Origin of the sequence: Aeromonas taiwanensis, assembly GCF_000820165.1 — a bacterium.
Lineage (GTDB): Bacteria > Pseudomonadota > Gammaproteobacteria > Enterobacterales > Aeromonadaceae > Aeromonas > Aeromonas taiwanensis.
On the sequence record NZ_CDDD01000056.1, the window covers coordinates 143,792 to 169,159 of the forward strand.

Here is a 25,368-nt window from a genome sequence, read left to right on the forward strand (position 1 = left end):
CTTCTTATTTACTGTTTCATGGCCCGCCTTCAGGCACTGGCTGACAATCGGTGGGCTTTTCAGGGATACTAGGCCCCCTATCCCCGCATTCATGTTTTCAGAAAGGAGCCGGAGTTTGGCCGATAAAAAGCTGTTTACTCCTTTATCAGGTACACAACGGATCTTCGAGGCCGTCTTGATTGCCATCACCCTGATGGCTGCCTATCTCTTGCTTGCCCTCTTGACCTATCACCCCGCCGATCCCGGCTGGTCCCAGACCTCCTGGCAGGGAGAGGTAAAGAACCTCGCTGGCAGCGCGGGGGCCTGGCTCGCGGACATCACCATGTTTACCTTCGGGGCCTTCTCCTACCTGGTGCCCCCCCTGGTGGTCCTGCTCGGCTGGAGCCTGTTCTGGCGCCCGAGCAAGCTGCTGGAAGTGGACTATCTCACCCTGTCGGTGCGGATCATCGGTTTCATCCTCACCGTGCTCGGCATGTCCGCCATCGCCAGCATGAACTTCAACGATCTGCAGAACTTCTCCGCCGGTGGCCTGGTCGGAGACGTGATCGCCTCCGCCGTGGTGCCCCTGTTTGGTGGCGTGGGGGCCAACCTCATGCTGCTCTGCTTCGTGGCGACCGGCATCACCCTGTTTACCGGCTGGTCCTGGCTCACCATCGTCGAGCGTATCGGTGCCGCCTGCACCGGCAGCATCAGCGCCATCTACCATTTCCCCACCACCCTGGGTCGCTGGCTGACCGGCGGCTGGCGCCAGCCCCGCTACGAGGGGCCGGATCCCCTGCTGGAAGGTGGGGTGGGCAGCTTCGACCAGGAGGAGGACGAAGACGAGCCCCACAGCAGCTGGACACGCAATCCCAAGGCTAAAAATCGGGCTCAGAAGACAAAATCTGACGAATGGCTGCCGGAGCTTGACGAAGACACCTTCCAGTTCGATCCGCAGTTTGACGACGAAGAGGACGAGGCTCCGGCGCCTGCCGCCAAGGGCAAGCGCGTGGTCAACGGCCGTCAGCGCCCGGTGGTGAGCCAGGAAGAGGACGATCTCGATCTGCCCTGGGCGGAAGGGGAGGAGGCTCCCGAGGCCCCGGTCGCCCCGGCACTGGTCAAGGCGAAGCGCCGTCCCCAGGCCGATCTGGCCCCCCTGCCGAGCATCGATCTGCTGGACAGGCCGCCCGCCAAGACCCAGATGATGAGCAAGGACGAGCTGGAGCGCATGGGCCGGCTGGTGGAGGCGAAACTCGCCGACTACAACGTGCAGGCCAAGGTGGTCGGCGTCTATCCGGGTCCCGTCATCACCCGTTTCGAGCTGGATCTGGCACCGGGCATGAAGGCGAGCAAGATCACCAACCTGTCGCGGGATCTCGCCCGTTCCCTCTCCGCCAGCAGCGTGCGGGTGGTGGAAGTGATCCCCGGCAAGACCTATGTCGGCATCGAGCTGCCCAACCGGGTGCGCCAGACCGTCTACCTGCGTGAGACCCTGGACTGCGAGGCGTTCCGTGATAGCCGCAACCCGCTGACCATGGGGCTGGGCCAGGACATCGCCGGAGAACCCGTTGTGGTGAACCTCGCCAAGATGCCCCACCTGCTGGTGGCCGGTACCACGGGCTCGGGCAAGTCGGTGGGGGTGAACACCATGATCATCTCCATGCTCTACAAGTCCTCGCCCGAAGACCTGCGTTTCATCATGATTGACCCCAAGATGCTGGAGCTCTCGGTCTACGAAGGCATTCCGCACCTGTTGACCGAAGTGGTCACCGACATGAAGGACGCGGCCAACGCCCTGCGCTGGTGCGTGGGCGAGATGGAGCGCCGCTACAAGCTGATGTCCGCGGTCGGCGTGCGCAACCTAAAGGGGTATAACGACAAGGTGTTGGCTGCGATCGAGGCCGGTGATCCCCTGCTGGATCCCCTCTGGCGTCCGGGCGACTCCATGGATCAGATGCCGCCGGAGCTCGAGAAGCTGCCCCACATCGTGGTGGTGGTGGACGAGTTCGCCGACATGATGATGATCGTCGGCAAGAAGGTGGAAGAGCTCATTGCCCGTATCGCCCAGAAGGCGCGGGCGGCCGGTATTCACCTCATTCTCGCGACCCAGCGTCCGTCGGTGGATGTGATCACCGGCCTCATCAAGGCCAACATCCCGACCCGGATCTCCTTCCAGGTGTCGAGCAAGATCGACTCGCGCACCATCCTGGATCAGGGGGGCGCCGAATCCCTGCTCGGCATGGGGGACATGCTCTACATGCCGGCCGGTACCTCCAACCCGACCCGGGTCCACGGCGCCTTCGTGGATGACCACGAGGTACACAAGGTGGTGGCGGACTGGAAACTGCGTGGCGAGCCGGATTACATCGAGGAGATCCTCTCCGGCGAGTCGGACGGCGAGGGGAGCGGCGGTGAATACGGCGGCGGCGGTGACGAGGAGCTCGACCCCCTGTTCGACGAGGCGGTCGCCTTCGTGGTGGAATCCCGCCGCGGCTCCACCTCCAGCGTGCAGCGCAAGTTCAAGATCGGTTACAACCGGGCGGCCCGTCTCATCGAGCAGATGGAAAACCAGGGCATCGTCAGCTCCCCGGGTGGCAACGGCCAGCGCGACGTGCTGGCACCGCCGCCGGTGCGTGACTAAGCCTCACTCCTGTATCATTCTGGCCATGCCCTCTGCGGGCGTGGCCTTTTATCGAGAACCTCCCTATGAAGAGCCTGATGAAAAAACAACTGTTGATGGGTTCCATGCTGCTGGTCGCCAGCAGCCAGGTGTGGGCCGATGCGGCCAGCGATCTCAAGCAGAAACTGGCGGGCGTCAGCCTCTTCTCCGCCAAGTTTGCCCAGACCGTCTATGACAGCAAGGGCAAGGAGCTGCAGAAGGCGAGTGGCTCCCTGGTGGTGCAGCGCCCGAATCGTTTCAACTGGCACACCACCTCCCCGGACGAGAGCCTGATCGTGGCCGATGGCAAGGATGTCTGGGTGTATGATCCCTTCGTCGAGCAGGTCACCGCCCTCAAGATGAAGGATGCGGTGCTCAACACCCCCTTCGTGCTCATCGCCGGTAACGACAACAGCCTCTGGAAGAACTACGACGTGACCCAGGAAGGGGATGTCTACACCGTCACCAGCCGCAACAAGGACGAGCTCATCGCCTCCTTCCGCATCACCTTCGACAGGCAGAACAACATCAGCCGCTTCGACGTCAAAGAGGCGCAGGGACAGTGGAGCGAGTTCACTCTGGGCAGCTTCAACCGCAAGCCGGTGCTCAAGGGCAACGAATTCGTGTTCAAGATCCCGAAGGGGGTCGAGCTGGACGATCAGCGCTGATGCCCGGGCAGGCGCTGACCTTGTTGGCGGGCCGCCCGGCAACGGCTGCCCGCACCCTTCCTGACGGTCAATGCAGATGAGCAATTTATCGCTGGATTTCTCGTCGGACTTTCGTCCGCTGGCGGCCCGGATGCGGCCGCAAACCCTCGACCAGTACATCGGTCAGCAACATATCCTCGGGCCCGACAAGCCCCTGCGCAAAGCCATCCTGGCGGGCCACTGCCACTCCATGATCCTGTGGGGGCCGCCCGGTACCGGCAAGACCACGCTCGCAGAACTGGTGGCCCACTACTGCCAGGCGGAGGTGGAGCGGGTCTCCGCCGTCACCTCCGGCATCAAGGAGATCCGCGCCGCCATCGACAAGGCGAAGGAGAACAGCTGGCGCGGGGTGCGCACCATCCTCTTCGTGGACGAGGTGCATCGCTTCAACAAGAGCCAGCAGGATGTCTTCCTGCCCCACATCGAAGATGGCACCATCACTTTTATCGGCGCCACCACCGAAAACCCCTCGTTCGAACTCAACAACGCGCTGCTCTCACGGGCCCGGGTCTATCTGCTCAAACGGCTGGAGGAGAGCGACATCCTCGCCATGATCGATCAGGCGATGACGGACGCCCGTGGCCTCAATGATCCGGCCCTCGCCTTTGCCCCCGGGGTCAAGGAAGCGCTGGCAAAAGCCGTGGACGGGGACGGACGCAAGTCCCTGAACTACCTGGAGCTCCTGGCCGACATGGCCCAGCTCGACGGCAGCGGCCACAAGCAGATCGACAGCGCCCTGCTTGCCGCCGTGGTGGGGGAGCACGTGGCGCGCTTCGACAAGGGGGGCGATCACTTCTACGACCTCATCTCGGCGGTGCACAAGTCCATTCGCGGCTCTGCGCCGGATGCGGCCCTCTACTGGTATGCCCGCATGGTGAGCGCCGGTTGCGATCCCCTCTACATCGCCCGCCGGTTGCTGGCCATCGCCTCGGAAGACGTGGGCAACGCCGATCCGCGCGCCATGCAGGTGGCCCTGTCGGCCTGGGACTGCTTCCACCGGGTCGGCCCGGCAGAAGGGGAGCGGGCCATCGCCCAGGCCATCGTCTACCTCGCCTGCGCCCCCAAGAGCAATGCGGTCTACACCGCCTGGAAGGCGGCGCTGGCGGACGCCAAGAATCTGCCGGATTTCGAGGTGCCCCCCCACCTTCGCAACGCCCCGACCAGGCTCATGAGCGAGCTCGGCTACGGCGCCGAGTACCGCTACGCCCACGACGAGCCGGGGGCCTATGCCGCCGGTGAGGAGTACTTCCCGCCGGAGCTGGCCGGCAAGCAGTACTATCAGCCCACCGATCGCGGCCTTGAGAAGCAGATCGGCCAGAAGCTCGACTATCTGCGCGAACTGGACAGACAGAGCCCGCGCCGGCGGGAGAAATAACCGGACGGGGCAGGGGAGTGCCATGGTGCCCCCTCTGCCAGACCAATCCGGGCCAATTGCGCGTTAATTGGCCAGCGGATTTGCTCCAGGTCGTCACCGCCCGGAAAACAGGGCAAAACGGGCGCATTACGCCCTGTTCGGGCGGGGGGGCGGTCTGCTACACTGCCCGTCTGACCCCGCTCGTCTTGGCCTGGCGCCATCTTCTTGATTTCGAAGGCTCGATCTTGTCGGCCCGATGCAAAAGAGGGCTGGGGTGTGCCAACCGATGTTAACTTCCGGATCTGTTCTTCAGCCCTGTCACGATGACCCGGGCCCAGATCCCATTAAAAAAAGTAGGTAAACCATGCTGGATCCCAAATATCTGCGCAGCGACATCGACGATGCCGCCGCTCGTCTGGCGACACGTGGCTACGTTCTGGACGTAGCGGCTGTCAACGCTCTGGAAGAGAAACGCAAGGATCTGCAGTCCCGTACCCAGGAGCTGCAGGCCGAGCGTAATGCCCGCTCCAAGTCCATCGGTGAGGCGGCACGCCGCGGTGAAGATGTGGCGCCCCTCAAGGCACAAGTGACCAAGATCAATGAGGAGCTGGAGACCAGCAAGGTCGAGCTGGAGGCCTTGCTGGCCGAGCTCAAGACCATCGCCGACATGATCCCCAACCTGCCGAGCGACTCCACCCCGGTGGGCCGCGACGAGAACGACAACGTGGAAGTGCGCCGCTGGGGCACCCCGCGCGAGTTCGACTTCCAGGTGCGCGATCACATCGATCTGGGTGAAGCGGCCAAGGGCATCGACTTCAAGAACGGCGTCAAGCTCTCCGGTTCCCGCTTCGTGGTGATGAAGGGCCAGATTGCCCGCCTGCACCGCGCCCTGGCCCAGTTCATGCTGGACCTGCACACCTTGCAGCACGGCTACACCGAGTGCTACGTGCCCTATCTGGTGAACCCGGACAGCCTGTACGGCACCGGCCAGCTGCCCAAGTTCTCCCAGGATCTCTTCAACACCGGTATCGAAGGGGAAGGGGAAGAAGAGGGCAAGGTACGCAAGTTCTCCCTGATCCCGACCTCCGAAGTCCCGCTCACCAACATGGCCCGGGACGAGATCTTCGACGAGCAGGACCTGCCCATCAAGATGACAGCCCACAGCCCCTGCTTCCGCTCCGAGGCGGGCTCCTACGGTCGTGACACCCGCGGTCTCATCCGCATGCACCAGTTCGACAAGGTCGAGATGGTGCAGCTGGTACACCCGGAGAAATCCTGGGACGCCCTGGAAGAGATGGTCGGTCACGCCGAGAAGGTGCTGCAGCTGCTGGAGCTGCCGTACCGCGTGATGGCGCTCTCTACCGGTGACATGGGCTTCTGCGCCGCCAAGACCTACGATCTGGAAGTCTGGCTGCCAGCCCAGAACACCTACCGCGAGATCTCCTCCGTCTCCAACTGCACCGACTTCCAGGCGCGCCGCATGCAGGCTCGCGTGCGGGTCGACGGCAAGCCGCAGCTGCTGCACACCCTGAACGGCTCCGGCCTCGCGGTGGGTCGCACCCTGGTGGCCGTGCTGGAGAACTACCAGCAGGCAGACGGCCGCATCGCCATCCCGGCGGCGCTGCAATCCTACATGGGCGGACTGACCCACATCGGGTAAGCCTTTGTTGCAGACGACAACGCCATGGCATGCCATGGCGTTGTGCATTCTGGCGCCGGTCACGGGGTGACAAGGGGGGCCGAATCGCCTCCCTCGGCACGCCGGTTCCGCGTTTAACACAATTTTATCAAGCATTGCGCAATCGTTTTTGTTAGACTGCGCCGCAATTTCGCAGGACATCTTTTTCTATGGTCTGGATTGATTACGCCATCATGGGCATCGTTGGTTTTTCCGCCCTCATCAGCCTGGTGCGCGGCTTCCTCAAGGAAGCCATGTCACTCGTCACCTGGTTCGTCGCCTTCTTCATCGCCAGCCATTTCTATTCCGATCTCGCCGTCTATTTCACCTCCTTCTCCGACGCCATGGTGCGCAATGGTCTCGCCATCGCAGCCCTGTTCGTGGCGACCCTGATCCTCGGCAGCGTGGTTAACTACGTGGTGGGCCTGCTGGTGGAAAAGACGGGGCTGTCCGGTACCGATCGGGTGCTGGGGGTCTGCTTCGGTGCGATCCGCGGGGTGCTGATCGTCAGCGCCCTGCTGTTTTTCATGGATACCTTCACCAGCCTCTCCCAGAGCGACTGGTGGGCGGCATCCAGGCTGGTTCCCGAGTTCAAGCCGGTGATCCAGTGGTTCTTCGGGTTCATGATGAACTCGTCCAGTTTTCTTCAACAGGTACAGTGACATCGAGGTAGCAAAGACATGTGCGGTATTGTCGGTATAGTTGGCACCACCCCCGTCAATCAGGCCCTCTACGACGCCTTGACGGTGTTGCAGCACAGGGGACAGGATGCCGCCGGGATCGTGACCATTGACAGTGGAAACTTCCGGCAACGCAAGGCCAACGGTCTGGTGAAGGATGTGTTTGAAGTGCGCCACATGCAGCGGCTGAAAGGGAATATCGGCATCGGACACGTCCGCTATCCCACCGCCGGCAGCTCCAGCGCCGCAGAGGCCCAGCCTTTTTACGTCAACTCTCCCTACGGCATGGTGCTGGCCCACAACGGCAACCTCACCAATGCCAAGGAGCTCAAGGAGCAGCAGTTCAAGGTGGCCCGTCGCCACATCAACACCACCTCGGACTCCGAGGTGCTGCTGAACGTGCTGGCCCACGAGCTGGATCTGTGCGACAAGATGGCGCTGCGTCCGGAGGACATCTTCGCCGCGGTGCGCAAGGTGCATCAGCAGATCCGCGGCGCCTACGCCGTGGTCTCCCTGGTGATCGGCCATGGTCTCATCGGTTTCCGTGACCCGAACGGCATCCGCCCGCTGATCCTGGGCCGTCGTCAGGACGAGCAGGGCCAGGTGGAGTACATGCTCGCCTCCGAGAGCGTGGCCCTCGACGCCATCGGTTTCGAGACGGTGCGTGACGTCGCGCCGGGGGAGGCCATCTACATCACCGAGCAGGGCCAGCTCTTCTCCGAGCAGTGTGCGGACAACCCGCAGATGAGCCCCTGCATCTTCGAGTACGTCTACTTCGCCCGTCCCGACTCCTTCATCGACAAGGTCTCCGTCTACGCCGCCCGCCTCAACATGGGTCGCAAGCTGGGCCAGAAGATCGCCCGCGAGTGGGACGATCTCGACGTGGACGTGGTCATCCCCATCCCCGAGACCTCCTGCGACGTGGCGCTGGAGATCGCCCACACCCTGGGCCTGCCGTATCGCCAGGGCTTCGTGAAGAACCGCTACATCGGCCGTACCTTCATCATGCCGGGCCAGACCCAGCGCAAGAAGTCGGTGCGTCGCAAGCTCAACGCCATCAGCTCCGAGTTCAAGGGCAAGAAGGTGTTGCTGGTGGACGACTCCATCGTGCGCGGCACCACGTCCGAGCAGATCATCCAGATGGCCCGCGAAGCGGGTGCGGCCAAGGTCTATTTCGCCTCGGCGGCGCCGGAAATTCGCTTCCCCAACGTCTACGGCATCGACATGCCCACCGCCAACGAGCTGATCGCCCATGGCCGTGAAGTGGAGGAGGTGTGCAAGCTGATCGGGGCCGACGGTCTCATCTTCCAGGATCTGGAAGATCTGGAAGCGGCGGTGCGGGAGATCAACCCCGAGCTGCGCCACTTCGAGACCTCGGTGTTCAACGGCCACTACGTGACCTCCGACGTGGATCAGGGCTACCTGGACCACCTGAACGCCCTGCGCAGCGACGACAACAAGGCGGTGCGCGAGTGGCAGGAAGGGACCAGCAACCTGGAAATTTTCAACGAAGGCAGTTAAACGTTTTCAGATTGTCATCGCGATGAAACAAGATGGGGGCCTCGGCCCCCATCTTGTGTTTGTGCACCCGGCGCAGTGCCTGGCGATAACCCGGGCAAGGGGCGCTCAGGCCAGATCCTCCCCGTTGCTCGCGATCACCTTCTTGTACCACCAGAACGACTTCTTGCGCCTGCGGGCCAGGGTGCCATGGCCGGCGTCGTCCCTGTCCACATGAACGAAGCCGTAGCGCTTGCTCATCTCGCCGGTGGAGGCGGAGACGAGATCGATGCAGCCCCAGCTGGTGTAGCCCATGAGCGGTATGCCGTCGGCGATGGCGTCCCCCATGGCCTGGATGTGTTCCCGCAGGTAGGCGATGCGGTAGTCGTCCTCGATCTCCCCCTGTTCGTTCACCTCGTCCACCGCCCCCAGGCCATTCTCCACCAGAAACAGCGGCTTCTGGTAGCGATCGTGCAGGGTGTTGATGGTGATGCGCAGGCCCAGGGGATCGATGCCCCAGCCCCATTCGCTGACCTCGATGTGGGGGTTGCGCAGGGACTTGACCACGTTGGCCTCGCTGGTGTTGCCCTGGTTCATGTCGGCGGCGGCGCAGCGGGAGGCGTAATAGCTGAAAGAGACGAAATCGACGGTGTGCTTGAGGATCTCGTCATCCCCCGGCTCCTTGACCAGGGTCACCCCCTTGTCGCGAAACACGCGGGCCGCATAGGCCGGGTAGGCGCCTCTCGCCTGCACGTCGATGAAGAAGAGGTTCTCGCGATCCTTCTCAAGGGCAGTCCAGACATCGGCCGGCTTGCAGGAGTAGGGGTAGAAGTTGCCCCCCGCCAGCATGCAGCCCACCCGGTTGGCCGGGTTCACCTCGTGGGCAATCCGGGTCGCCAGGGCACTGGCCACCAGCTCGTGATGGGCGGCCTGATACTTCACCTGATCCTGGTGCTCCCCTTCCTCGAACACCAGCCCGGCCCCGGAGAAGGGGCTGTGCAGCATGATGTTGATCTCGTTGAAGGTGAGCCAGTACTTCACCAGGCCGTCGAACGCCTCGAAGCAGGTGCGGGCGTAGCGGGTGAAGAAGGTCACCATCTGGCGGCTTCGCCAGGAGCCGTACTCCGTCACCAGGTGCATGGGCACGTCGAAGTGGCACAGGGTCACCAGGGGCTCGATACCGTGCTTCTTGCACTCCTCGAACAGGGCGCGATAGAAGGCGATGCCCTCGGGGTTGGGCTCGCGCTCGTCCCCCCTGGGGTAGAGACGGGCCCAGGCGATGGAGGTGCGAAACACGGTGAAGCCCATCTCGGCCATCAGGGCGATGTCTTCCCGATAGCGGTGATAGAAGTCGATGGCCCCGTGGCTCGGGTAGAACTCGTCATCCCGCAGGGAGAAGCGCTTCTCCTGGCCGAGTTTGACCGCCATGCGGCTCGGGCCGTGGGGGATCATGTCCACCGTGGTCAGGCCCTTGCCCCCCTCGAGATGGGCGCCTTCCGCCTGGTTGGCGGCCAGGGCCCCCCCCCACAGGAAGCCTTCGGGAAATCTTGTCAACGACATTGGTTACCTCTTGTCATGTCTGAAATGGGATCACGCGCTGGCCTGTGCCCGGGCGCCCGCGAGGGCCTGGGAGGCGTCGGTCTGGCGCTCGGTGTTCTCTGCCGGTATGTCGTCGAAGCCCATCAGCAGGGTCAGGACGAAGGAGAGCACCACGGAGAGCGCCATCACACCGAACACCCAGGCGATGCTCATGGGGTTGGCCGGATCGAAGAACTGCACGCTGGTGAAGAGGCCGGGGGCCGCCATGGAGTGGCTGGCGAGACCCGCCATGCCGGCGACGGCGCCGCAGATGAAGCCGCTGATGAGGCTCGCGATGAGCGGGCGCTTGAGACGCAGGGCGACGCCGTAGAGGGCGGGCTCGGAGATCCCGGCCATGATGGCGGAGGCAGCGGCGGCCAGGGCGGTCTGGCGCAGCTCCGGGTTGCGGGTTTTCCAGGCGACCGCGAGGGAGGCACCGCCGAGGGAGAGGTTGGCACCGATTTCGGAGGGCATCACCATGCCTTCCTTGCCGGTCTCGGCGATGGTCTGGATGATGGTCGGGGTGAAGACGCGGTGCATGCCGGTCATCACCAGCAGGGGCCAGAGCGCACCCATGATGGCCACCGACAGCCAGCCCAGGTAGTCGTGGACCGTGTAGACCAGGCCGGAGATGGCGGTCCCGATCCAGATGCCGACGGGGCCGATGAACAGGATGGCCAGCGGCGCGGCGATCAGCACGATCAGCATGGGTTTGAGGAAGTTCTTGGTCACCGCCGGGGTGATGCGATCAACCCAGCGCTCGATATAGGAAAGGCACCAGGTCATCACCAGGGCGGGGATGACGGTGTAGGTGTATTTGACTGCGGTCACCGGAATGAACGCGAAGGTCACCTGCTCTCCCTGGGCGGCCCTGGCCATCAGATCGATGAAGCTCGGGTGCACCAGAACGCCGGCGATGGCGATGGCCAGCGACATGTTGGTCTTGAACTTGATCGAGGCGGAAGCCGCCACCATCAGGGGCAGGAAGAAGAAGGCGCCGTCGCCGATGGCATTGAGGATGATGTAGTTGGGGGAGGTGGCCTCCACCAGACCGCTCATGCTCAGCACCATGGCCAGCAGCTTGAGCATGGAGCCGCCGATAATGGCCGGAATGAGCGGCGACATGGTGCCGATCAGGGCGTCGAGGATGGCGGCCCCGATGCGGCGCAAGCTGAACCCCGCGTTGCCTTGCACCGGCGCGGGCTGGATATCGGCCGGCAGCAGGGTGATGACCTCGCGATAGGCGTGGGAGACGGTGTTGCCGATGATCACCTGGCACTGGTTGTCGGCCTGTACCACGCCGAGCACCCCCGGGGTTGCCTTGAGCCCGGGGCCGTCGACCCGGGCCGGGTCTCTCAGCACGAAGCGCAGGCGCGTCATGCAGTGCGTGACGGCGACGACGTTGTCGGTACCACCGAGGGCGGTGATGACAGTACTGGCCAGAGCCGCATAGTTCTTTGACATCGAGGTTGATCCTTTTACCAAGTGGGTCCTGCTTCTGTTCACCACAGCTGATGGTGAGAGAAGGGGGATGAAACTGCATGTGGAACCGGTTTCACATAGAGTGCGAGCTTTGCGTTGGCGACACAAGTCCCCGGGGCCGACATTGTGCAGATCCGTGAATGGGATCACTGAAGGGGGGCTGCATCGCCATTCTTGCTACGACAAGCGGGGGAGGGTGCAGTACACTGCGGCCCGTCGAATAAAGGGGGGAACATATGACGACGATGCTGGAGGTGGCAAAGCGGGCAGGGGTGTCAAAGGCGACGGTCTCCCGCGTGCTGTCGGGCAATGGATACACCAGCCAGGAGACCCGGGATCGGGTGTTCCAGGCCATCCAGGAGAGCGGCTATCGCCCCAACCTGCTGGCCAGGCAGCTGGCGACCCGGCACAACCAGACTCTGGGGCTGGTGGTGACCAACACCCTCTATCACGGCGGCTACTTCGGCGAGCTGCTCTCCCACGCCGCGCGGATGACGGAGGCGCGGGGACGCCAGCTGATCCTGGCGGACGGCAAGCACAGCGCCGACGAGGAGCGCCAGGCCATCCAGTACCTGCTCGATTCACGCTGCGACGGCATCATCATCTATCCGCGTTTTCTCAGTGTCGAGGAGATGGACGAGATCATCGAGCAGTATGACCAGCCCATCATGGTGCTCAACCGGCGCTTGCCCCGTCACCCTGCCCACTGCGTCTATGCGGATCAGCAGGGGGCGGCCGAGGCCGTGGTGGACAGCCTGGTGGCGATGGGGCACAGGGAGATCGCCTTCATCACCGGGGCGGCGGAGTCCCCCACCGGCATCGAGCGCCTGGCCGGTTATCGCCAGGCCCTGCAGCGCCACGGCATTCCCCCTTGCGAGGAGCGGATCGTCGCCGGACGCTGGACCCCCGCCTGCGGCGCTCAGGGGGTATCGACCCTGCTGGCGCGGGGCGTGCGCTTCAGCGCCCTGGTGGCCAGCAACGACGACATGGCCATCGGTGCCATCAAGCAGTTGCACCAGCAGGGCATAGGGGTGCCGGAGACGATCTCCGTCATCGGGTTCGATGACATCGCCGTGGCTCCCTACACCATTCCCTCCCTCTCCAGCGTCAAGATGCCGGTGACCGAGATGATCAAGGAGACCATAGGACGACTCATCGCCATGCTGGAGGAGGCAAGGCCCGTGGCCGGCGTGCCCTTCGCCGGGGAGCTGGTGCGACGGGACTCCCTGCGGGAGCGGAATGCCTGATCGGCAATTGCACCGGGGAGGTGGGCAGGCTTTGCGGGATCCGTTAGCATAGGCGCCCCCGGCGCTCCGGCGCCGCGTGTTGTATCAACAGATGAGAGTTCAGATGGATGACCTGCTAGCCCCCGTTCGCCAGTTCCTGCATTGTGAGACCCCGGATGAGTGGGTGGAAATGGCGCGGGATCCCGCCCAATTGCCGACCCTGCTCATCGATCACGCCAACTGCGAGAACAAGGCGGCCCTGACGGCCCACAGCCTGGTGCGCCGCTACTGCCTGCCCAAGGAGAAGCGCCACCTGCTGCCCAAGCTCGAATTTTACCGTGAGCTGGACGCCATCCCCGAGAAGGCGGAGATCCTCGGCAAGCGGACCATGGGCGAGTCGGAGCGCAGCGTGTTTGCGGAGCTGGAGCGCAACCCCCTGCTGTTTCCCATGGTGCGCCTCATCCAGGAGGAGCTGCACCACTTCGAGCAGGTGCTGGAGATCATGGCCGCGCGCGGCATCCCCTACGGGCCCGTCACGGCCTCCCGCTATGCCCGCAGCCTGCTGACCCACGTGCGTACCTACGAGCCGGCGGCCGTGGTGGACAAGATGATCATCGGCGCCTACATAGAGGCGCGATCCTGCGAGCGCTTCGCGAAGATCGCCCCCCACCTGGACGAGGAGTTGGGCCGTTTCTACGTCTCCCTGCTGCGCTCGGAGGCGCGCCACTACCAGGACTATCTGGCCCTGGCAGAGGAGTTCGCACAGGAGGACATCAGCGAGCGCATCGCCTTCTTCGGGCGCCTGGAGGCGGAACTCATCCGTTCGCCAGACTCGCAGTTCAGGTTCCATAGCGGACTGCCTGTCAGATCTGACAGTTGTTGAGGTAGTGGGGGCTGCCTACCATTGCCCTGTTCCTACTACGAGCGACGCAATCACTTTTGAGCGCAATCCCCCGGCGACTGATGCCACATCAGGCCGGGTTTTTTATGTCTGCGAGAAGGGGGAGAGGGGGCCGCCGGGATCAGCGGCGGTATTCGTTGTTGTAGTTCTGGATGAGACGGCGGGTCACCTCGTGCTGGGGATCGGCGAAGACCCGCAGGGTCTTGCCGCGCTCCACCACCCGGCCCTCGTGCATCACCAGCACCTCGTCGCTGATGTGGCTGACGATGCCCAGATCGTTGGCCACCAGCACGTAGCTGAGCCCCATGGTCTCCTGCATCTCCAGCAGCAGATTGATGATCTGGGAGCGCACCGAGATGTCCAGGGTCGAGAGGGCCTCGTCGGCCACCACTATCTTGGGGTTGAGGATGAGCGCCCGCGCCAGCCCCACCCGCTGCTGCTGGCCGGCGGAGAGCATCTGGGGGTAGAAGAGCGCGTGATCCGCCAGCATGCCCACCATGCGCAGGGTCTGGATCACCTTCTCCCGGCGCTCCTCCTCGGTCATCTCGGTGTTGAGCCGCAGCGGGGTTTCCAGGATCTGGCCGACCCGGATCTTGCGGTTCAGGGACGTATTTGGGTCCTGGAAGATCATCCGCAGCAGCTTGCAGCGGGTTTGATAGTCACCGTGGACCATGGGCTGCCCCTCGATGGCGATCTCGCCGCCGCTCGGCTCTATCATGCCGGCCAGGATACGCGCTAGGGTGCTCTTGCCCGAGCCCGCCTCCCCGACGATGGCCAGGGTCTGACCCACCCCGAGATCGAACGACAGCGGCTTGATGGCCTCCACGGCGCGGCGTCGGAACAGGCCGGTACGGTTCTGGTAGGTCTTGCACAGGCCCCTGACCTGCAACAGGGAAGGTTCGGTCACGACGTGGTCTCCTTGCGTGTGGTCGCCGGGAAAAGGGGCTGGCAGGGCGGGCAGGTGCCCCGGGTCATGGTCTGGTGCCGGTTCATTTCTTCGGGTCTTCCATGTTGAGCGGGAAGTGGCAACTGAACTGGTGCCCCTTGACCTTGCTCATCAGCGGCGTCTGCACGCACTGCTTCTGGGCGTAGGGGCAGCGTGGGCCGAGGCGGCAGCCGATGGGCAGATGCTGCAGCGGCGGGATGACGCCGGGCAGGGTCTCGAGCCGGGACTTGTGGCGCACCAGCTTGTCAAAGTCCGGGATGGACTTGAGCAGGGCATCCGTATAGGGGTGGTGGGGGGATTCGAGGATCTGGTCCCGGGTGCCCACCTCCACCATCTGGCCGCAATACATGATGTTGAGGGTGTCGGTCAGGTTCGCGATGGCGGCGATGTCGTTGCTGATGATGAGGATGGTGGTGTTGCCCAGCTTGTTCATCTTGTCCAGCAGCCGCAGGATCTGGGAGTGGGTGGTGGACTCCATGGCGCTGGTGGGCTCGTCCGCCACCAGCAGGCGCGGCTGGTTGGCAATGGCCATGGCGATCATCACCTTCTGGCACATGCCGTCCGACAGCTCGTGGGGATAGGCCCGCATCACCTTGCGGTGATCCTTGACCCCCACCCGGTGCAGCAGGGCGATGGCCCGCTTCTTGCGCCACTGGAATCGCTGCCAGAACTTGCCGGCGAAGGCGCTGGTGGGAATGGCCTCTTCGAGCTGGGTGCCGATCTCCTCGGAGGGGTCGAGACAGCTGATGGGGTCCTGGAAGATCATGGCGATCTCCCGGCCCATGATGCGGCGTCGCTCCTTGGGGGCCATGGTCAGCAGATCCATGTCGTTGAAGCGCATCCGGTCGGCGCGCACCGTCCAGTTGTCCTTCTGGATGCCGACGATCACCTTGGCGACCAGGCTCTTGCCCGAGCCCGATTCCCCCACCAGGCCGCGGATCTCCCCCTCGTTCAGGGTCAGGCTGACCCTGTCCACCGCCTTGACCTTGCCCTGGGGCGTGTCGATTTCGATGGTGAGGTTGCGTATGTCGAGTAACGGCATCAGTGGCGCTCCTCATGGTGGCTCAGGGGAGGGCGGCGCGCGCCCTGATGGATATGGCCGGCATTGAGCAGGGGCATCATCAATCATTCCCCTCTTTGAGCGCTTCGCGAATGCCTTCACCCACCAGGTTGGTGACCAGCACGCTGAACAGGATGGCCATGCCCGGCAGGGTCACGGTCCAGGGTGCCAGGTAGATGAGATCGCTCGAATCCGCCAGCATGGCGCCCCACTCCGGCTGGGGGGACTGGGCTCCGAGGCCGAGAAAACCCACCGCCGAGATGTCCAGGATGGCCGCCGAGAGGGTACGGGTGGTCTGGGTCACCAGGGTCTCGACGATGTTCGGCAATATGGCCAGGCGCATGATCCGCAAGGGCGGTGAGCCGTCGAGGCGGCTCGCGATGATGTACTCCTTCTGCATCTCGGCGTGGACCGCGTTGTAGGTCGCCCGGATGAAGGGGGGGATCAGCGCCAGCGTGATGGCGATCAGGGTGTTGAAGAGGCCGGGCCCCAGGATGGCCACGACGATGATGGCCAGCAGCAAAGAGGGGATGGAGAGCAGGGTATCGAGCAGGTGATGGAGCACGCTCGATTTCACCCCCTTGCTCATGCCACCCAGGATGCCGATGGCCGAGCCGACGACGAGGGCGATGACCACCACCACCAGGGCGTTGCCGAAGGTGAGGCGGGCGCCCGCGACGAGGCGGGAGAGGATGTCGCGCCCCAGATCGTCGGTGCCGAGGAAGTAGTCGATGTTGCCGATGCTGGCCCAGGAGGGGGCGAGCAGCAGGTGGTCGCTGTGCTGATCGTCGATGCCGTAGGGGATCACCAGGGGGCCGATGAGGGTGATCAGCAGCAGCAGGCCGAAGCACCAGAGCCCGGCCATGGCCAGCGGATTTCGCCGGTAGGAGGCCCAGGTCTGCTCCAGGGGAGAGAGGATCCGCAGCTCCGGATAGATGTTCGATTTATCGTGCATGATGCAGGTTCCCGCCCTGATTGCGAGGGTCGTCAACAGGGTGTTGCATGGCGTACGTTACCCCGCGAAGGGCCTGGGGCGCGCGGTCAGTCTTGTCGTGCATAGAGTTCCTTGCGCCTTGCCGGGTACATGATGGTGGTCAGCAGCTCGGTGCTGACGCTGATGAAGATGACGAAGCTGGCCACCACCAGGGAGGCACCGCGGATGGCGGCGTAGTCCTGCAGCGCGATGCTGCTCACCAGCCAGCGGCCGATGCCGGGCCAGTCGAACACCACCTCGGTGATCATGGCGGAGGTGAGCACGCTGCCCAGTTGCAGCCCGAGGAGGGGCAGCACGGGGGGCAGGGCGTTCTTGAGGCCGTGGCGCCAGACGATCTGGCGGCGGGAGAGGCCGCGGCTGGCCGCCGCCTTGATGTAGTTCTGCTTCATCACGTCGATGAGGGAGCTGCGCACGTGGCGGATCACCTCGGTGGTGGGCACCACGGCCAGCACCAGGGAGGGCAGCACCAGGTGGCGCAGGGCATCGTGCAGTGCCTCTTCCCGCCAGGGCTCCTGGCTCATCAGCACGTCGACGATGGCGACCCCGGTGATGGAGGGGACGTCGTAGAGCAGGCTGATCTGGCCGGAGGAGGGCAGCCAGCCGAGATCCAGGGAGAAGAACATCACCATCAGGAGCGCCAGCCAGAAGACGGGCACGGCGTAGCCGAGGAGGCCGGCGGCCATGATGGAGAGATCCAGGCTGCGGCCCTGGTAGAGGGCGGCCAGGGTGCCGAGGGGGATCCCCACCAGCAGCGAAATGGCGAAGGCCGCGAGACAGAGCGCCAGGGTTGCCGGGAAGTAGCGGCGGATCTCGTCCAGCACGGGCTGGCCGGAGACGCTGGAGAGGCCGAAGTCCCCCGCGAAGATCCGCTGCAGAAAGTCAGGGTAGCCGTGCCAGAAGTCCAGCACCTGGGTGATGAGGCGAAACTCCAGCAGGTAGGCCCCCAGGGTCAGCACCAGCAGGGTGATGACCAGCAGGGTGATGCGGCGCAGGATATAGAAGAACATGCTTATGCCTCCAGGTGCGGCCGTGCCGCCGGGCGAGCGCCGCCGATGGGATGGATATCCGACATGTTCACTCCCGATAGGCCTGGTTGAAGGTGGTGCCGCCGAAGGGCATGAGCATCAGTCCCTGGACGTCGTTGCGGCTCACCTGGGTGCGCAGGGCATGGGCCAGCGGGATGAGCGGCAACTGCTCGTTGAGCAGGGACTGGGCATAGTAATAGTTGCGCAGGCGGAAGGCGAGCTGCGGGGTGGTCACCGCATCGTCCAGCAGCTGATCGAAGGCCGGGCTGCACCAGCGGCTGTAGTTGTTGCCCCGCTCCACGGCGGCGCAGCTCAGCAGCTGGCGGAAGAAGTTGTCCGGATCCGCGTTGTCGGCGATCCAGCCGGAGAGCAGGCTGTCGTACTGCCCCCGGGCGAGCCGGGTCTCGATGACCGGCCAGGCCTGCTGCACTATCTTGAGGCTCACCCCTATCTTGGCGAGATCGCTGCGCATCAGCTGGGCGGTCTTGAGGCCGTCCGGGTTGTAGGGGCGAGCGCCGGGCTGCACCAGCACCTGCATCTCGAAGCCGTTGGGGTAGCCTGCGTCCTTGAGCAGCTGGCGTGCGAGCCTGAGGTCCGGCTTGCGCTGCGGCAGGGAGGGGTTATAGCCCCAGGAGAGCGGCGGCAGCAGGCTGGCGGCGCTCTGGCCCGTCTCGAAATAGACCGCCTGCAGCAGGTTCTGCACATTGATGGCGCTGGCGAGCGCCTGGCGTACCTGCACCTTGTTGAACGGTGCCTTGCGGGTATTGAGTGCGAGGAAGGCGACATTCATCCCGGACTGCACCGACAGATTGAGGTGGGTGTCCTTGCCTATCACCGACAGCTGGCTGGCGGAGGGGGTGCTCATCACATCGCACTCGCCGGTCAGCAGCTTGGCCAGACGCTTGGAGGATTTGGGGGTGATGTCGTAGATGAGCTGCTCCACCTTCGCCTCGCCGCCCCAGTAACCGGGGTGGCGCAGGTAGCGCACGAATTCGTTGTGGCGATACTCCTTGAAGCTGAACGGGCCGGTGCCGATGGGGCGGCTGTCCAGCAGCGCCGGGGTGCCGGCCTTGGCCATCTGCTCGCCATATTCGGCGGAGAGCACGATGGCGTAATCGCTGGCCAGGGTGGCGAGGAAGGAGGCGTCCGGCCGGTTCAGCTCGAACACTACCTGGTGAGGGCCCTTCTTGTAGACCCGCTTGATGAGGCTGCCGAGCCCCAGGCCATAGAAATAGGGGTACTCGCCGCCGGAGACGTTGTGGTAGGGGTGGTGTTCATCGAGCAGGCGCTGCCAGGTGAACAGCACGTCGTCGGCGTTGAAGTGGCGTGTCGGGCTGAACCAGGGCGTGCGGTGGAAGGTCACCCCCTTGCGCAGGGTCAGGGCATAGGAGAGGCCGTCATCGCTCACGCGCCAGTGGGTGGCGAGCGCCCCTTCGATGCCGAGGGTGTTGGCATTCACCTCGAGCAGGCGATCGTAGAGGGGGCGGGCGCTGGCATCCAGGGTCGGATCCGCATTGGCCAGCTGGGGATTGAAGGTTCGGGGTGCCCCTTCGGCGCAATAGATGAGCCCCGTTCTGGAGGCCTCGTCGCGTTTCTGACAGCCGCTGACCAGGACCAGGAAGCCGAGCAGCAGCGGGGTTAGCATTCTCATGTTGGAACCATGTTTTCAGACAAAGTTGCCCGCCAGAGGGCGGGCGCGTTGCGGGATCCTGGCAGGCAGGCACTCCCATCGGGGTGGCGAGCACCGTGATGCCCGCCGGCACAGAGGGGGCTCATCAGCCCATCTCCGGGTTGCCACCGTTCTCATCCCCGTCCAGCAGCTGGTATTTTCGCAGCATGCCCCTGAACTGGTGGTAGCTCAGGGCCAGCAATTGAGCCGCTTTGCGCTGATTATACTGGGATTGCTGCATCGCTTGCTTGAGTAAATTAATCTCGTATTCCGCCACCGCCCCCTTGAGATCCAGGGGCAGGCCGGGGGCCTGGGCCCCGTTCACCGGCGCCGCCTCGCTGGCCACGGGCGCGGCCTTGCCGGCGGCGCGGGGGCGCCAGGGGGAGTCAAAGGGATTGAGCACCAGCTCCGCCAGCGGCAACTGCGGGTTGCCCTGGCGATAGAGGCTGCGCTCCACCACGTTCTTGAGCTCCCGCACGTTGCCGGGCCAGGGGTAGTCCAGCAGCAGCTGGGTCGCCTTGCGGGAGAAGCCGGCAAACAGCGGGTAGCCGAGCTCCCGGGTCATGCCGTGGGCGAAGTGCTCCGCCAGCATCAGGATGTCCTCGCGCCGCTCCCGCAGGGGGGGCAGGGTGATGACGTCGAACGCCAGCCGGTCCAGCAGATCGTGGCGAAACTGCCCCTTGTCGGCCAGCGCCGGCAGATCCTCGTTGGTAGCGCACACCAGGCGCACGTCGACCTTGAGGGCCTTGGCTCCGCCGACGCGCTCGAATTCACCGTACTCGATGACCCGCAGCAGCTTCTCCTGCACCCGGGCGCTGGTGGTGGCCAGCTCGTCGAGGAACAGGGTGCCGCCGTCGGCCCGCTCGAAGCGGCCCTGATGACGCTTGGCGGCGCCGGTGAAGGAGCCCGCCTCGTGGCCGAACAGCTCGGTTTCCAGCAGACTCTCGCTCAAGGTGGCGCAGTTGATGGTGACAAAGCTTTGATCCCAGCGATCCGAGAGATAATGTAGGCGGTGGGCGATGAGCTCCTTGCCGGTTCCCCGCTCGCCGATGATGAGCACGGGCTTGCGCAGCGGCGCAAGGCGCGAGGCCTGCTCGATGATTTCTAGAAACGCGTTGGACTCACCCAACAGACTCTCCGTGGCCGTGGTCATCCCTGCCCCTGTTCGTTGAAAAATCTGGTTAATCTTACCAAAAGTTGGTTATTTTAATCATCACTTGTTTCCGAGGCACTTGAATCCCTGCGAGAGTGCCCATATAAATCAACAAGTTAATAATTGTTCCAGATTGGCACACAAGTTGCCATTGTCAATGGAGAAACAACCCGATGCCTATCACAGGAGTACAATCATGAGCATTTTTTCCCGCCTGGCCGACATCATCAACTCCAACCTGACTTCCCTGCTCGACAAGGCGGAAGACCCCCAGAAGATGGTGCGCCTGATCATCCAGGAGATGGAAGATGAACTGGTGAAGGAGCGCTCCAACCTGGCCCGCTTCCTCGCCAACCAGAAAGAGATTGGTCGTCAGGTCAGCCGCCATCAGGAGCGGGTGGCCGAGTGGCAGGGCAAGGCCGAGCTGGCCCTGACCAAGGGGCGCGAGGATCTGGCCCGCGCCGCCCTCATCGAGAAGAGCAAGCAGACCGAGCTCGCCGATGCGCTGCAGCGCGAGCTGCAGGCGGTGGACAGCGGCATCGACAAGCTGGGGGAGGAGATCCGCCAGCTGGAAGCCAAGCTGGAAGATGCCCGTGCCCGCCAGAAGGCGATGGCCATTCGCAGCGAGGCCGCCAGCAGCCGGCTGAACGTGCAGAGCCAGGTGGCCCGTGGCGGCAGCCAGTCCGTGGTCAGCAAGTTCGAACGCATGGAGCGCCGCATCGACGAGATGGAGGCCCGCGCCGATCTGGGACAGTCCGACCAGGCGCTTGCCCAGCAGTTTGCCGAGCTGGAGGCGGACGATCAGATCAGCCGCGAGCTGGAGGCCATGCGCCAGAAGCTCGGTCAGAGTGACAGCAAACAGGGGGAGTAACAGATGGAAGATCTGCTGGGTGTGTTGATGGTTCCCATGGTGGTCTTCATGGTGGTGGTGGCGCCCATCTGGCTGGTGCTGCACTACCGCGCCAAGGGGCGGATCGGTGCCGGCCTTGCCGACAGCGAGCGGGAACAGCTGCAGGGGCTGCTGGCCCGTGCCGAGAAGATGCAGGAGCGGGTCGGTGCCCTTGAGTCGATCCTGGATGCCGAGGTCCCGGGCTGGAGGAGCAGGGTATGACACAGTGGAGCAGAGAGGGACGCAACCTCTATCGTGACCCCCAGCAGGGCAAGATTGCCGGGGTCTGTGCCGGCCTTGCCGACTACTTCGGGGTGGAGACCTGGATCGTGCGGCTGCTGGCCATCAGCGGCCTCATCTTCGCCGGCTTCATCACCTTCACCGCCTACATCGCCGCCTGGTTCCTGCTCGACAAGAAGCCGGTCACCCTCTACGGGGAGCAGGAGGGGGAGTTTGCCGAGGTGCGCATGAAGGCGCGCACCTGGCAGGCGGGCATCACCCCCCATCAGGCGCTGGGCCGCATCGCCCGCGAGCTCGACACCCTGGAGCCCAGGGTGCAGCGGCTCGAGAAGCTGGTGACCTCCAAGGAGTTCACCCTGCAGCGCGAGTTCAACAAGCTGTAACGACCCCGGGCCGCGCGGCACACGCCTCGCGGCCCGTCTCATGGCCCCTCTCATGACGCTGCCGGGGCCACTCAGAGGTGACAACAGGGGGAGACAGACCCGCCTTGATACGCAACAAACTCGAACACTCCTGGTCCGTGCTGCAGCACAGGGCCTTTGAGGTGGTGAACCGGGCCCGGGATCGCCACATCCGGCTGGCGGTCACCGGCCTCTCCCGCAGCGGCAAGACCGCCTTCATCACGGCCCTGGTGAACCAGCTGGAGCACGCGGCCATCGATGGCCGGCTGCCCCTCTGGGATGCCCAGCGCCAGGGGCGGATCCTGGGGGCCCGCCGGGTGCCCCAGCAGAATGCCCATATTCCCACCTTCCCCTACGAGCGGGGCCTGGGCGCCCTGTTCGGCGAGCCGCCGGCCTGGCCCGAGCCGACCCGGGGGGTGGCCGAGGTGCGCCTCGAAATTCGCTATCGTACCCGCCACCCCCTGCGCAGGCACCTGGGGGAGATCTCCACCCTCTACGTGGATCTGGTGGACTATCCGGGGGAGTGGCTTCTGGACTTGCCCCTGCTCGAGCTCGATTACGCCCAGTGGAGCGAGCAGGTGCGCGAGCAGCTGCGCCGCCCCGAACTGCAGGCCCTGGCGGCAGGCTGGCTGACCCCCGGCTGGCAGGCGGAGCAGGCCTTCGAGGAGCGGGCCGCCAGCGAACTGGCCGCCCGTTATACCGACTACCTGCACGCCTGCAAGCGGGAGCTCGGTCTGCACCTCATCCAGCCGGGGCGCTTCGTGCTGCCGGGGGAGTATGCCGGCGCGCCGCTGCTGCAGTTCGTGCCCTGGGTCTGGGATGCCCCGGCCCAGGTTCCTGCCGACGGTACCCTCTACGCCACCTTCAAGCAGCGCTTCGAGCAGTACAAGCAGCACCTGGTGCAGGGCTTCTACGAGCAGCACTTCGCCGGTTTCGATCGCCAGATCGTGCTGGTGGACTGCCTGCAACCCCTCAACGCCGGCGCCGCCAGCTTTGGCGACATGCAGCAGGCCATCGCCCGCATCATGGAGAGCTTCGCCTACGGCAAGAGCAACTGGTGGCGCCGGCTGTTCGCCCCGCGCATCGACAAGCTGCTGTTTGTGGCGAGCAAGGCGGATCACGTCACGCCGGAGCAGCACGGGCCCCTGGTCTCCCTGCTGCAGCACCTGGTGAGCCGTGGCCGGGGTCAGGCCCGTTTCGAGGGGATAGAGACCGAGTGTCTGGCCCTCGCCGCCATCAAGGCCACCGAGGTGGGCAAGGGGCAGGCGAATGGCCGGGAGTTTCCGGCCATTCGCGGCACCAGCCTGGCCGGCGAGCCGCTGCTGCTCTTCCCGGGGGAGGTGCCGTCCCAGATCCCGCCAGCCCAGTGGTGGCACACCCAGGGTTTCGATTTTCAGGGATTTCGCCCTTTGCCCATGAGCGCCCATGAGGCGCTGCCTCATATCCGGCTCGATGCGGCGCTGGAGTTCTTGCTCGGGGATCACCTCGAATAACCGGCACCGCCCGAAGGAGCAGACAACAAGATGAACGATCAGATCAAACCGGCACCGCTGCAAGGCAAGGTGATCCTGGAACCCGCCCAGGCGGCGCAAGCGCGACCGCCTGCCCCTGCACAACGGCTGGAGGAGGAGAGCTTCGAGCGCCTCGAGGAGCTCGACGCCCTGACCGAGGTCGAGCCCGCCCTCACCGTCAGGCCGCGTCGCCGCCATCGCCTGCTGGCCTGGGGGCTGGGGGCGGTCGGCCTGCTCTCCCTGGGTCAGTTCGGCCTCTTCCTCACCGAGCAGTTTGCCTCCTCGCCGTTCTGGGGCGGGGCCTGGTTGATCGCCTCCGGTCTGGTGGTGGTGGGCACTGCCGGGATGGTGGGGCGCGAGTGGCTGCGCCTGCGCACCCTGAAGAAACGTCAGGACGTGCGCTCGCGGGCCGAAGACCTGCTCGCCCATCAGGGGGTCGGGCAGGGGCAGGCGTTTTGCGAGCAGCTGGCCGAGCGCAGCGGTGACAAGGGGCGGGAGGGGTATCGCACCTGGCTCGCCCAGCTCGACGAGAGCCACAGCGATCGGGAGGTGCTGACCCTCTACAGCCAGCTGGTGCTGACCGAGCGGGACAAGCTGGCCCAGGCCAGGGTGGCGAAATGGTCGGGGGAGGCCGCCGTGCTGGTGGCCCTGAGCCCGCTCGCCACCGTCGACATGATGCTGATGCTGTGGCGCAACCTGCGGATGATCGAGGACATCGCCGATGTCTACGCCATCGAGCTCGGCTATTGGAGCCGCATTCGCCTCATTCGCCAGGTGTTTCGCAACATGCTCTACGCCGGCGCCACCGAGCTGGTGACCGAGGTAGGCATGGATCTGCTGGGAGCCGAGCTCACCGCCAAGCTCTCCGCCCGGGCAGCGCAGGGGGTGGGGGCCGGGCTGCTCACTGCCCGCCTGGGCCTGCGCACCATGGAGGCGTGCCGTCCTCTCCCCTGGTGTGCCGACGAGAAGCCGAAGCTGGGCGAGCTGAGAAAGCGGTTGATCGGCCAGCTGGCGGGCTACCTCAACAAGGCGTGAGCCCGTCGGCACCCGGGTGCGAATGTCACAAAATATTTACAATTGTCAAAATCAGCCGACCTCGGGGTCGGCTGCTTTTTTGAGGGGCAAACCGTTACAGTGATCCCATGGTCAAGCGGCCAGTCAGCACCCGGATGGCGGGGCGGCACCCAGAGGATGGAAGCACTCATGGCAAGTCTCTACACGGCGCATCTGCCGGATGAACAGGGCAGGATCCACTACACGGACGAGGAGCACGGCACCTGGCAGATCCTGATCGAGCGCCAGCTCGCGGCCCTGGAAGGCAAGGCCTGTGATGAATACCGGGCGGGGCTGGCACGGCTCGCGCTGCCCCGGGATCGCATTCCGCAGCTCGATGAGATCAACGCCGCCCTGACCCCTGCCACCGGCTGGTCGGTGGCCGCGGTGCCTGCCCTCATCTCGTTTGATCGCTTCTTTGCCCTGCTGGCCAACCGCCAGTTTCCGGTTGCCACCTTCATCCGCCGCCGGGATGAGCTCGACTACCTGCAGGAGCCCGACATCTTCCACGAGATCTTCGGCCATTGCGCCATGCTGACCAACCCTGCGTTTGCCCATTTCACCCACCTCTATGGCCAGCTCGGGCTCAACGCCAGCAAGGAGGAGCGGGTCTATCTGGCCCGGCTCTACTGGTTCACGGTGGAATTTGGTTTGCTGCAGGGGGCGGGGGGGCTGCACATCTACGG

General features: G+C 64.6%; 22 protein-coding genes. 14 read left to right on the plus strand and 8 right to left on the minus strand.

The genetic code is table 11. The features are described 5' to 3' along the window. Positions 1–115: 115 nt before the first annotated feature. From BN1136_RS09840 to purF, 6 genes are all read left to right on the plus strand, one after another. Complete coding sequence (locus tag BN1136_RS09840) at positions 116–2,620, plus strand: DNA translocase FtsK (protein ID WP_043761023.1); 2,505 nt, start codon at positions 116–118, stop codon at positions 2,618–2,620. 77 nt (positions 2,621–2,697) lie between these two features. Next, positions 2,698–3,306 (plus strand): outer membrane lipoprotein periplasmic chaperone LolA, encoded by a 609-nt coding sequence (gene lolA / locus BN1136_RS09845; RefSeq protein WP_043761112.1) that lies wholly within the window; start codon positions 2,698–2,700, stop codon positions 3,304–3,306. Positions 3,307–3,376: 70 nt separating this feature from the next. Beyond that, positions 3,377–4,720 (plus strand): replication-associated recombination protein A, encoded by a 1,344-nt coding sequence (locus BN1136_RS09850; RefSeq protein WP_043761021.1) that lies wholly within the window; start codon positions 3,377–3,379, stop codon positions 4,718–4,720. Between the two features lie 343 nt (positions 4,721–5,063). Beyond that, positions 5,064–6,359, plus strand: a complete 1,296-nt coding sequence (gene serS, locus BN1136_RS09855; RefSeq protein ID WP_043761019.1) for a serine--tRNA ligase — start codon at positions 5,064–5,066, stop codon at positions 6,357–6,359. A gap of 188 nt (positions 6,360–6,547) precedes the next feature. Next, the gene (locus BN1136_RS09860; protein WP_043761016.1) at positions 6,548–7,039 is read left to right on the plus strand and encodes a CvpA family protein; all 492 of its coding nucleotides are present in this window, start codon (positions 6,548–6,550) and stop codon (positions 7,037–7,039) included. Between the two features lie 18 nt (positions 7,040–7,057). Further along, positions 7,058–8,578 (plus strand): amidophosphoribosyltransferase, encoded by a 1,521-nt coding sequence (purF, locus tag BN1136_RS09865; RefSeq protein WP_043761014.1) that lies wholly within the window; start codon positions 7,058–7,060, stop codon positions 8,576–8,578. Positions 8,579–8,683: 105 nt separating this feature from the next. Here purF and BN1136_RS09870 read toward each other — a convergent pair whose 3' ends face one another. Next, positions 8,684–10,114, minus strand: coding sequence for a 6-phospho-beta-glucosidase (locus tag BN1136_RS09870; protein WP_407921451.1), 1,431 nt, complete (start codon positions 10,112–10,114; stop codon positions 8,684–8,686). 30 nt (positions 10,115–10,144) lie between these two features. Continuing rightward, the gene (ascF, locus tag BN1136_RS09875) at positions 10,145–11,596 is read right to left on the minus strand and encodes a PTS cellobiose/arbutin/salicin transporter subunit IIBC (RefSeq protein WP_043761012.1); all 1,452 of its coding nucleotides are present in this window, start codon (positions 11,594–11,596) and stop codon (positions 10,145–10,147) included. Positions 11,597–11,850: 254 nt separating this feature from the next. Between ascF and BN1136_RS09880 the strand changes: the two genes are divergently transcribed. After that, positions 11,851–12,861, plus strand: a complete 1,011-nt coding sequence (locus tag BN1136_RS09880) for a LacI family DNA-binding transcriptional regulator (protein WP_043761009.1) — start codon at positions 11,851–11,853, stop codon at positions 12,859–12,861. Between the two features lie 103 nt (positions 12,862–12,964). Next, positions 12,965–13,723 (plus strand): tRNA isopentenyl-2-thiomethyl-A-37 hydroxylase MiaE, encoded by a 759-nt coding sequence (gene miaE / locus BN1136_RS09885; RefSeq protein ID WP_043761008.1) that lies wholly within the window; start codon positions 12,965–12,967, stop codon positions 13,721–13,723. A 139-nt stretch (positions 13,724–13,862) separates the two neighbouring features. Here the strand turns inward: miaE and BN1136_RS09890 are convergent, their stop codons facing one another. From BN1136_RS09890 to pspF, 6 genes are all read right to left on the minus strand, one after another. Next, positions 13,863–14,648 (minus strand): peptide ABC transporter ATP-binding protein, encoded by a 786-nt coding sequence (locus BN1136_RS09890; protein ID WP_043761007.1) that lies wholly within the window; start codon positions 14,646–14,648, stop codon positions 13,863–13,865. An 82-nt stretch (positions 14,649–14,730) separates the two neighbouring features. Then, positions 14,731–15,729: a peptide ABC transporter ATP-binding protein gene (locus BN1136_RS09895; RefSeq protein WP_043761006.1), complete on the minus strand. Its 999-nt coding sequence runs from the start codon at positions 15,727–15,729 to the stop codon at positions 14,731–14,733. Between the two features lie 79 nt (positions 15,730–15,808). Further along, the gene (locus BN1136_RS09900) at positions 15,809–16,702 is read right to left on the minus strand and encodes an ABC transporter permease subunit (protein WP_043761005.1); all 894 of its coding nucleotides are present in this window, start codon (positions 16,700–16,702) and stop codon (positions 15,809–15,811) included. An 86-nt stretch (positions 16,703–16,788) separates the two neighbouring features. Next, on the minus strand, positions 16,789–17,748 hold the full coding sequence (locus BN1136_RS09905; RefSeq protein WP_043761004.1) for an ABC transporter permease: 960 nt from the start codon (positions 17,746–17,748) through the stop codon (positions 16,789–16,791). 67 nt (positions 17,749–17,815) lie between these two features. Beyond that, complete coding sequence (sapA, locus tag BN1136_RS09910) at positions 17,816–19,411, minus strand: ABC transporter substrate-binding protein SapA (protein WP_043761003.1); 1,596 nt, start codon at positions 19,409–19,411, stop codon at positions 17,816–17,818. A 130-nt stretch (positions 19,412–19,541) separates the two neighbouring features. Beyond that, positions 19,542–20,588: a phage shock protein operon transcriptional activator gene (pspF, locus tag BN1136_RS09915; protein ID WP_043761002.1), complete on the minus strand. Its 1,047-nt coding sequence runs from the start codon at positions 20,586–20,588 to the stop codon at positions 19,542–19,544. 196 nt (positions 20,589–20,784) lie between these two features. Here pspF and pspA point away from each other — a divergent pair, with 196 nt between their 5' ends. The 6 genes from pspA to BN1136_RS09945 all read left to right on the plus strand — a co-directional run. Continuing rightward, positions 20,785–21,459, plus strand: a complete 675-nt coding sequence (gene pspA, locus BN1136_RS09920) for a phage shock protein PspA (RefSeq protein WP_043761001.1) — start codon at positions 20,785–20,787, stop codon at positions 21,457–21,459. A 3-nt stretch (positions 21,460–21,462) separates the two neighbouring features. Continuing rightward, positions 21,463–21,699: an envelope stress response membrane protein PspB gene (gene pspB, locus BN1136_RS09925; RefSeq protein WP_042075503.1), complete on the plus strand. Its 237-nt coding sequence runs from the start codon at positions 21,463–21,465 to the stop codon at positions 21,697–21,699. Next, entirely contained in the window at positions 21,696–22,100 is a 405-nt protein-coding gene (pspC, locus tag BN1136_RS09930; protein WP_043761000.1) for an envelope stress response membrane protein PspC, read from the plus strand. The genes pspB and pspC overlap by 4 nt, the downstream gene beginning before the upstream one ends. Positions 22,101–22,204: 104 nt before the next feature. After that, positions 22,205–23,611, plus strand: coding sequence for a YcjX family GTP-binding protein (locus tag BN1136_RS09935; protein WP_043760999.1), 1,407 nt, complete (start codon positions 22,205–22,207; stop codon positions 23,609–23,611). Positions 23,612–23,641: 30 nt separating this feature from the next. After that, positions 23,642–24,664 carry a YcjF family protein gene (locus tag BN1136_RS09940; RefSeq protein WP_043760998.1) on the plus strand — a complete coding sequence of 341 codons (1,023 nt, stop codon included), beginning with the start codon at positions 23,642–23,644 and terminating at the stop codon, positions 24,662–24,664. A gap of 168 nt (positions 24,665–24,832) precedes the next feature. Then, positions 24,833–25,368, plus strand: a 536-nt coding sequence (locus BN1136_RS09945) for a phenylalanine 4-monooxygenase (protein ID WP_043808424.1), incomplete at its 3' end; no start/stop codon positions are given.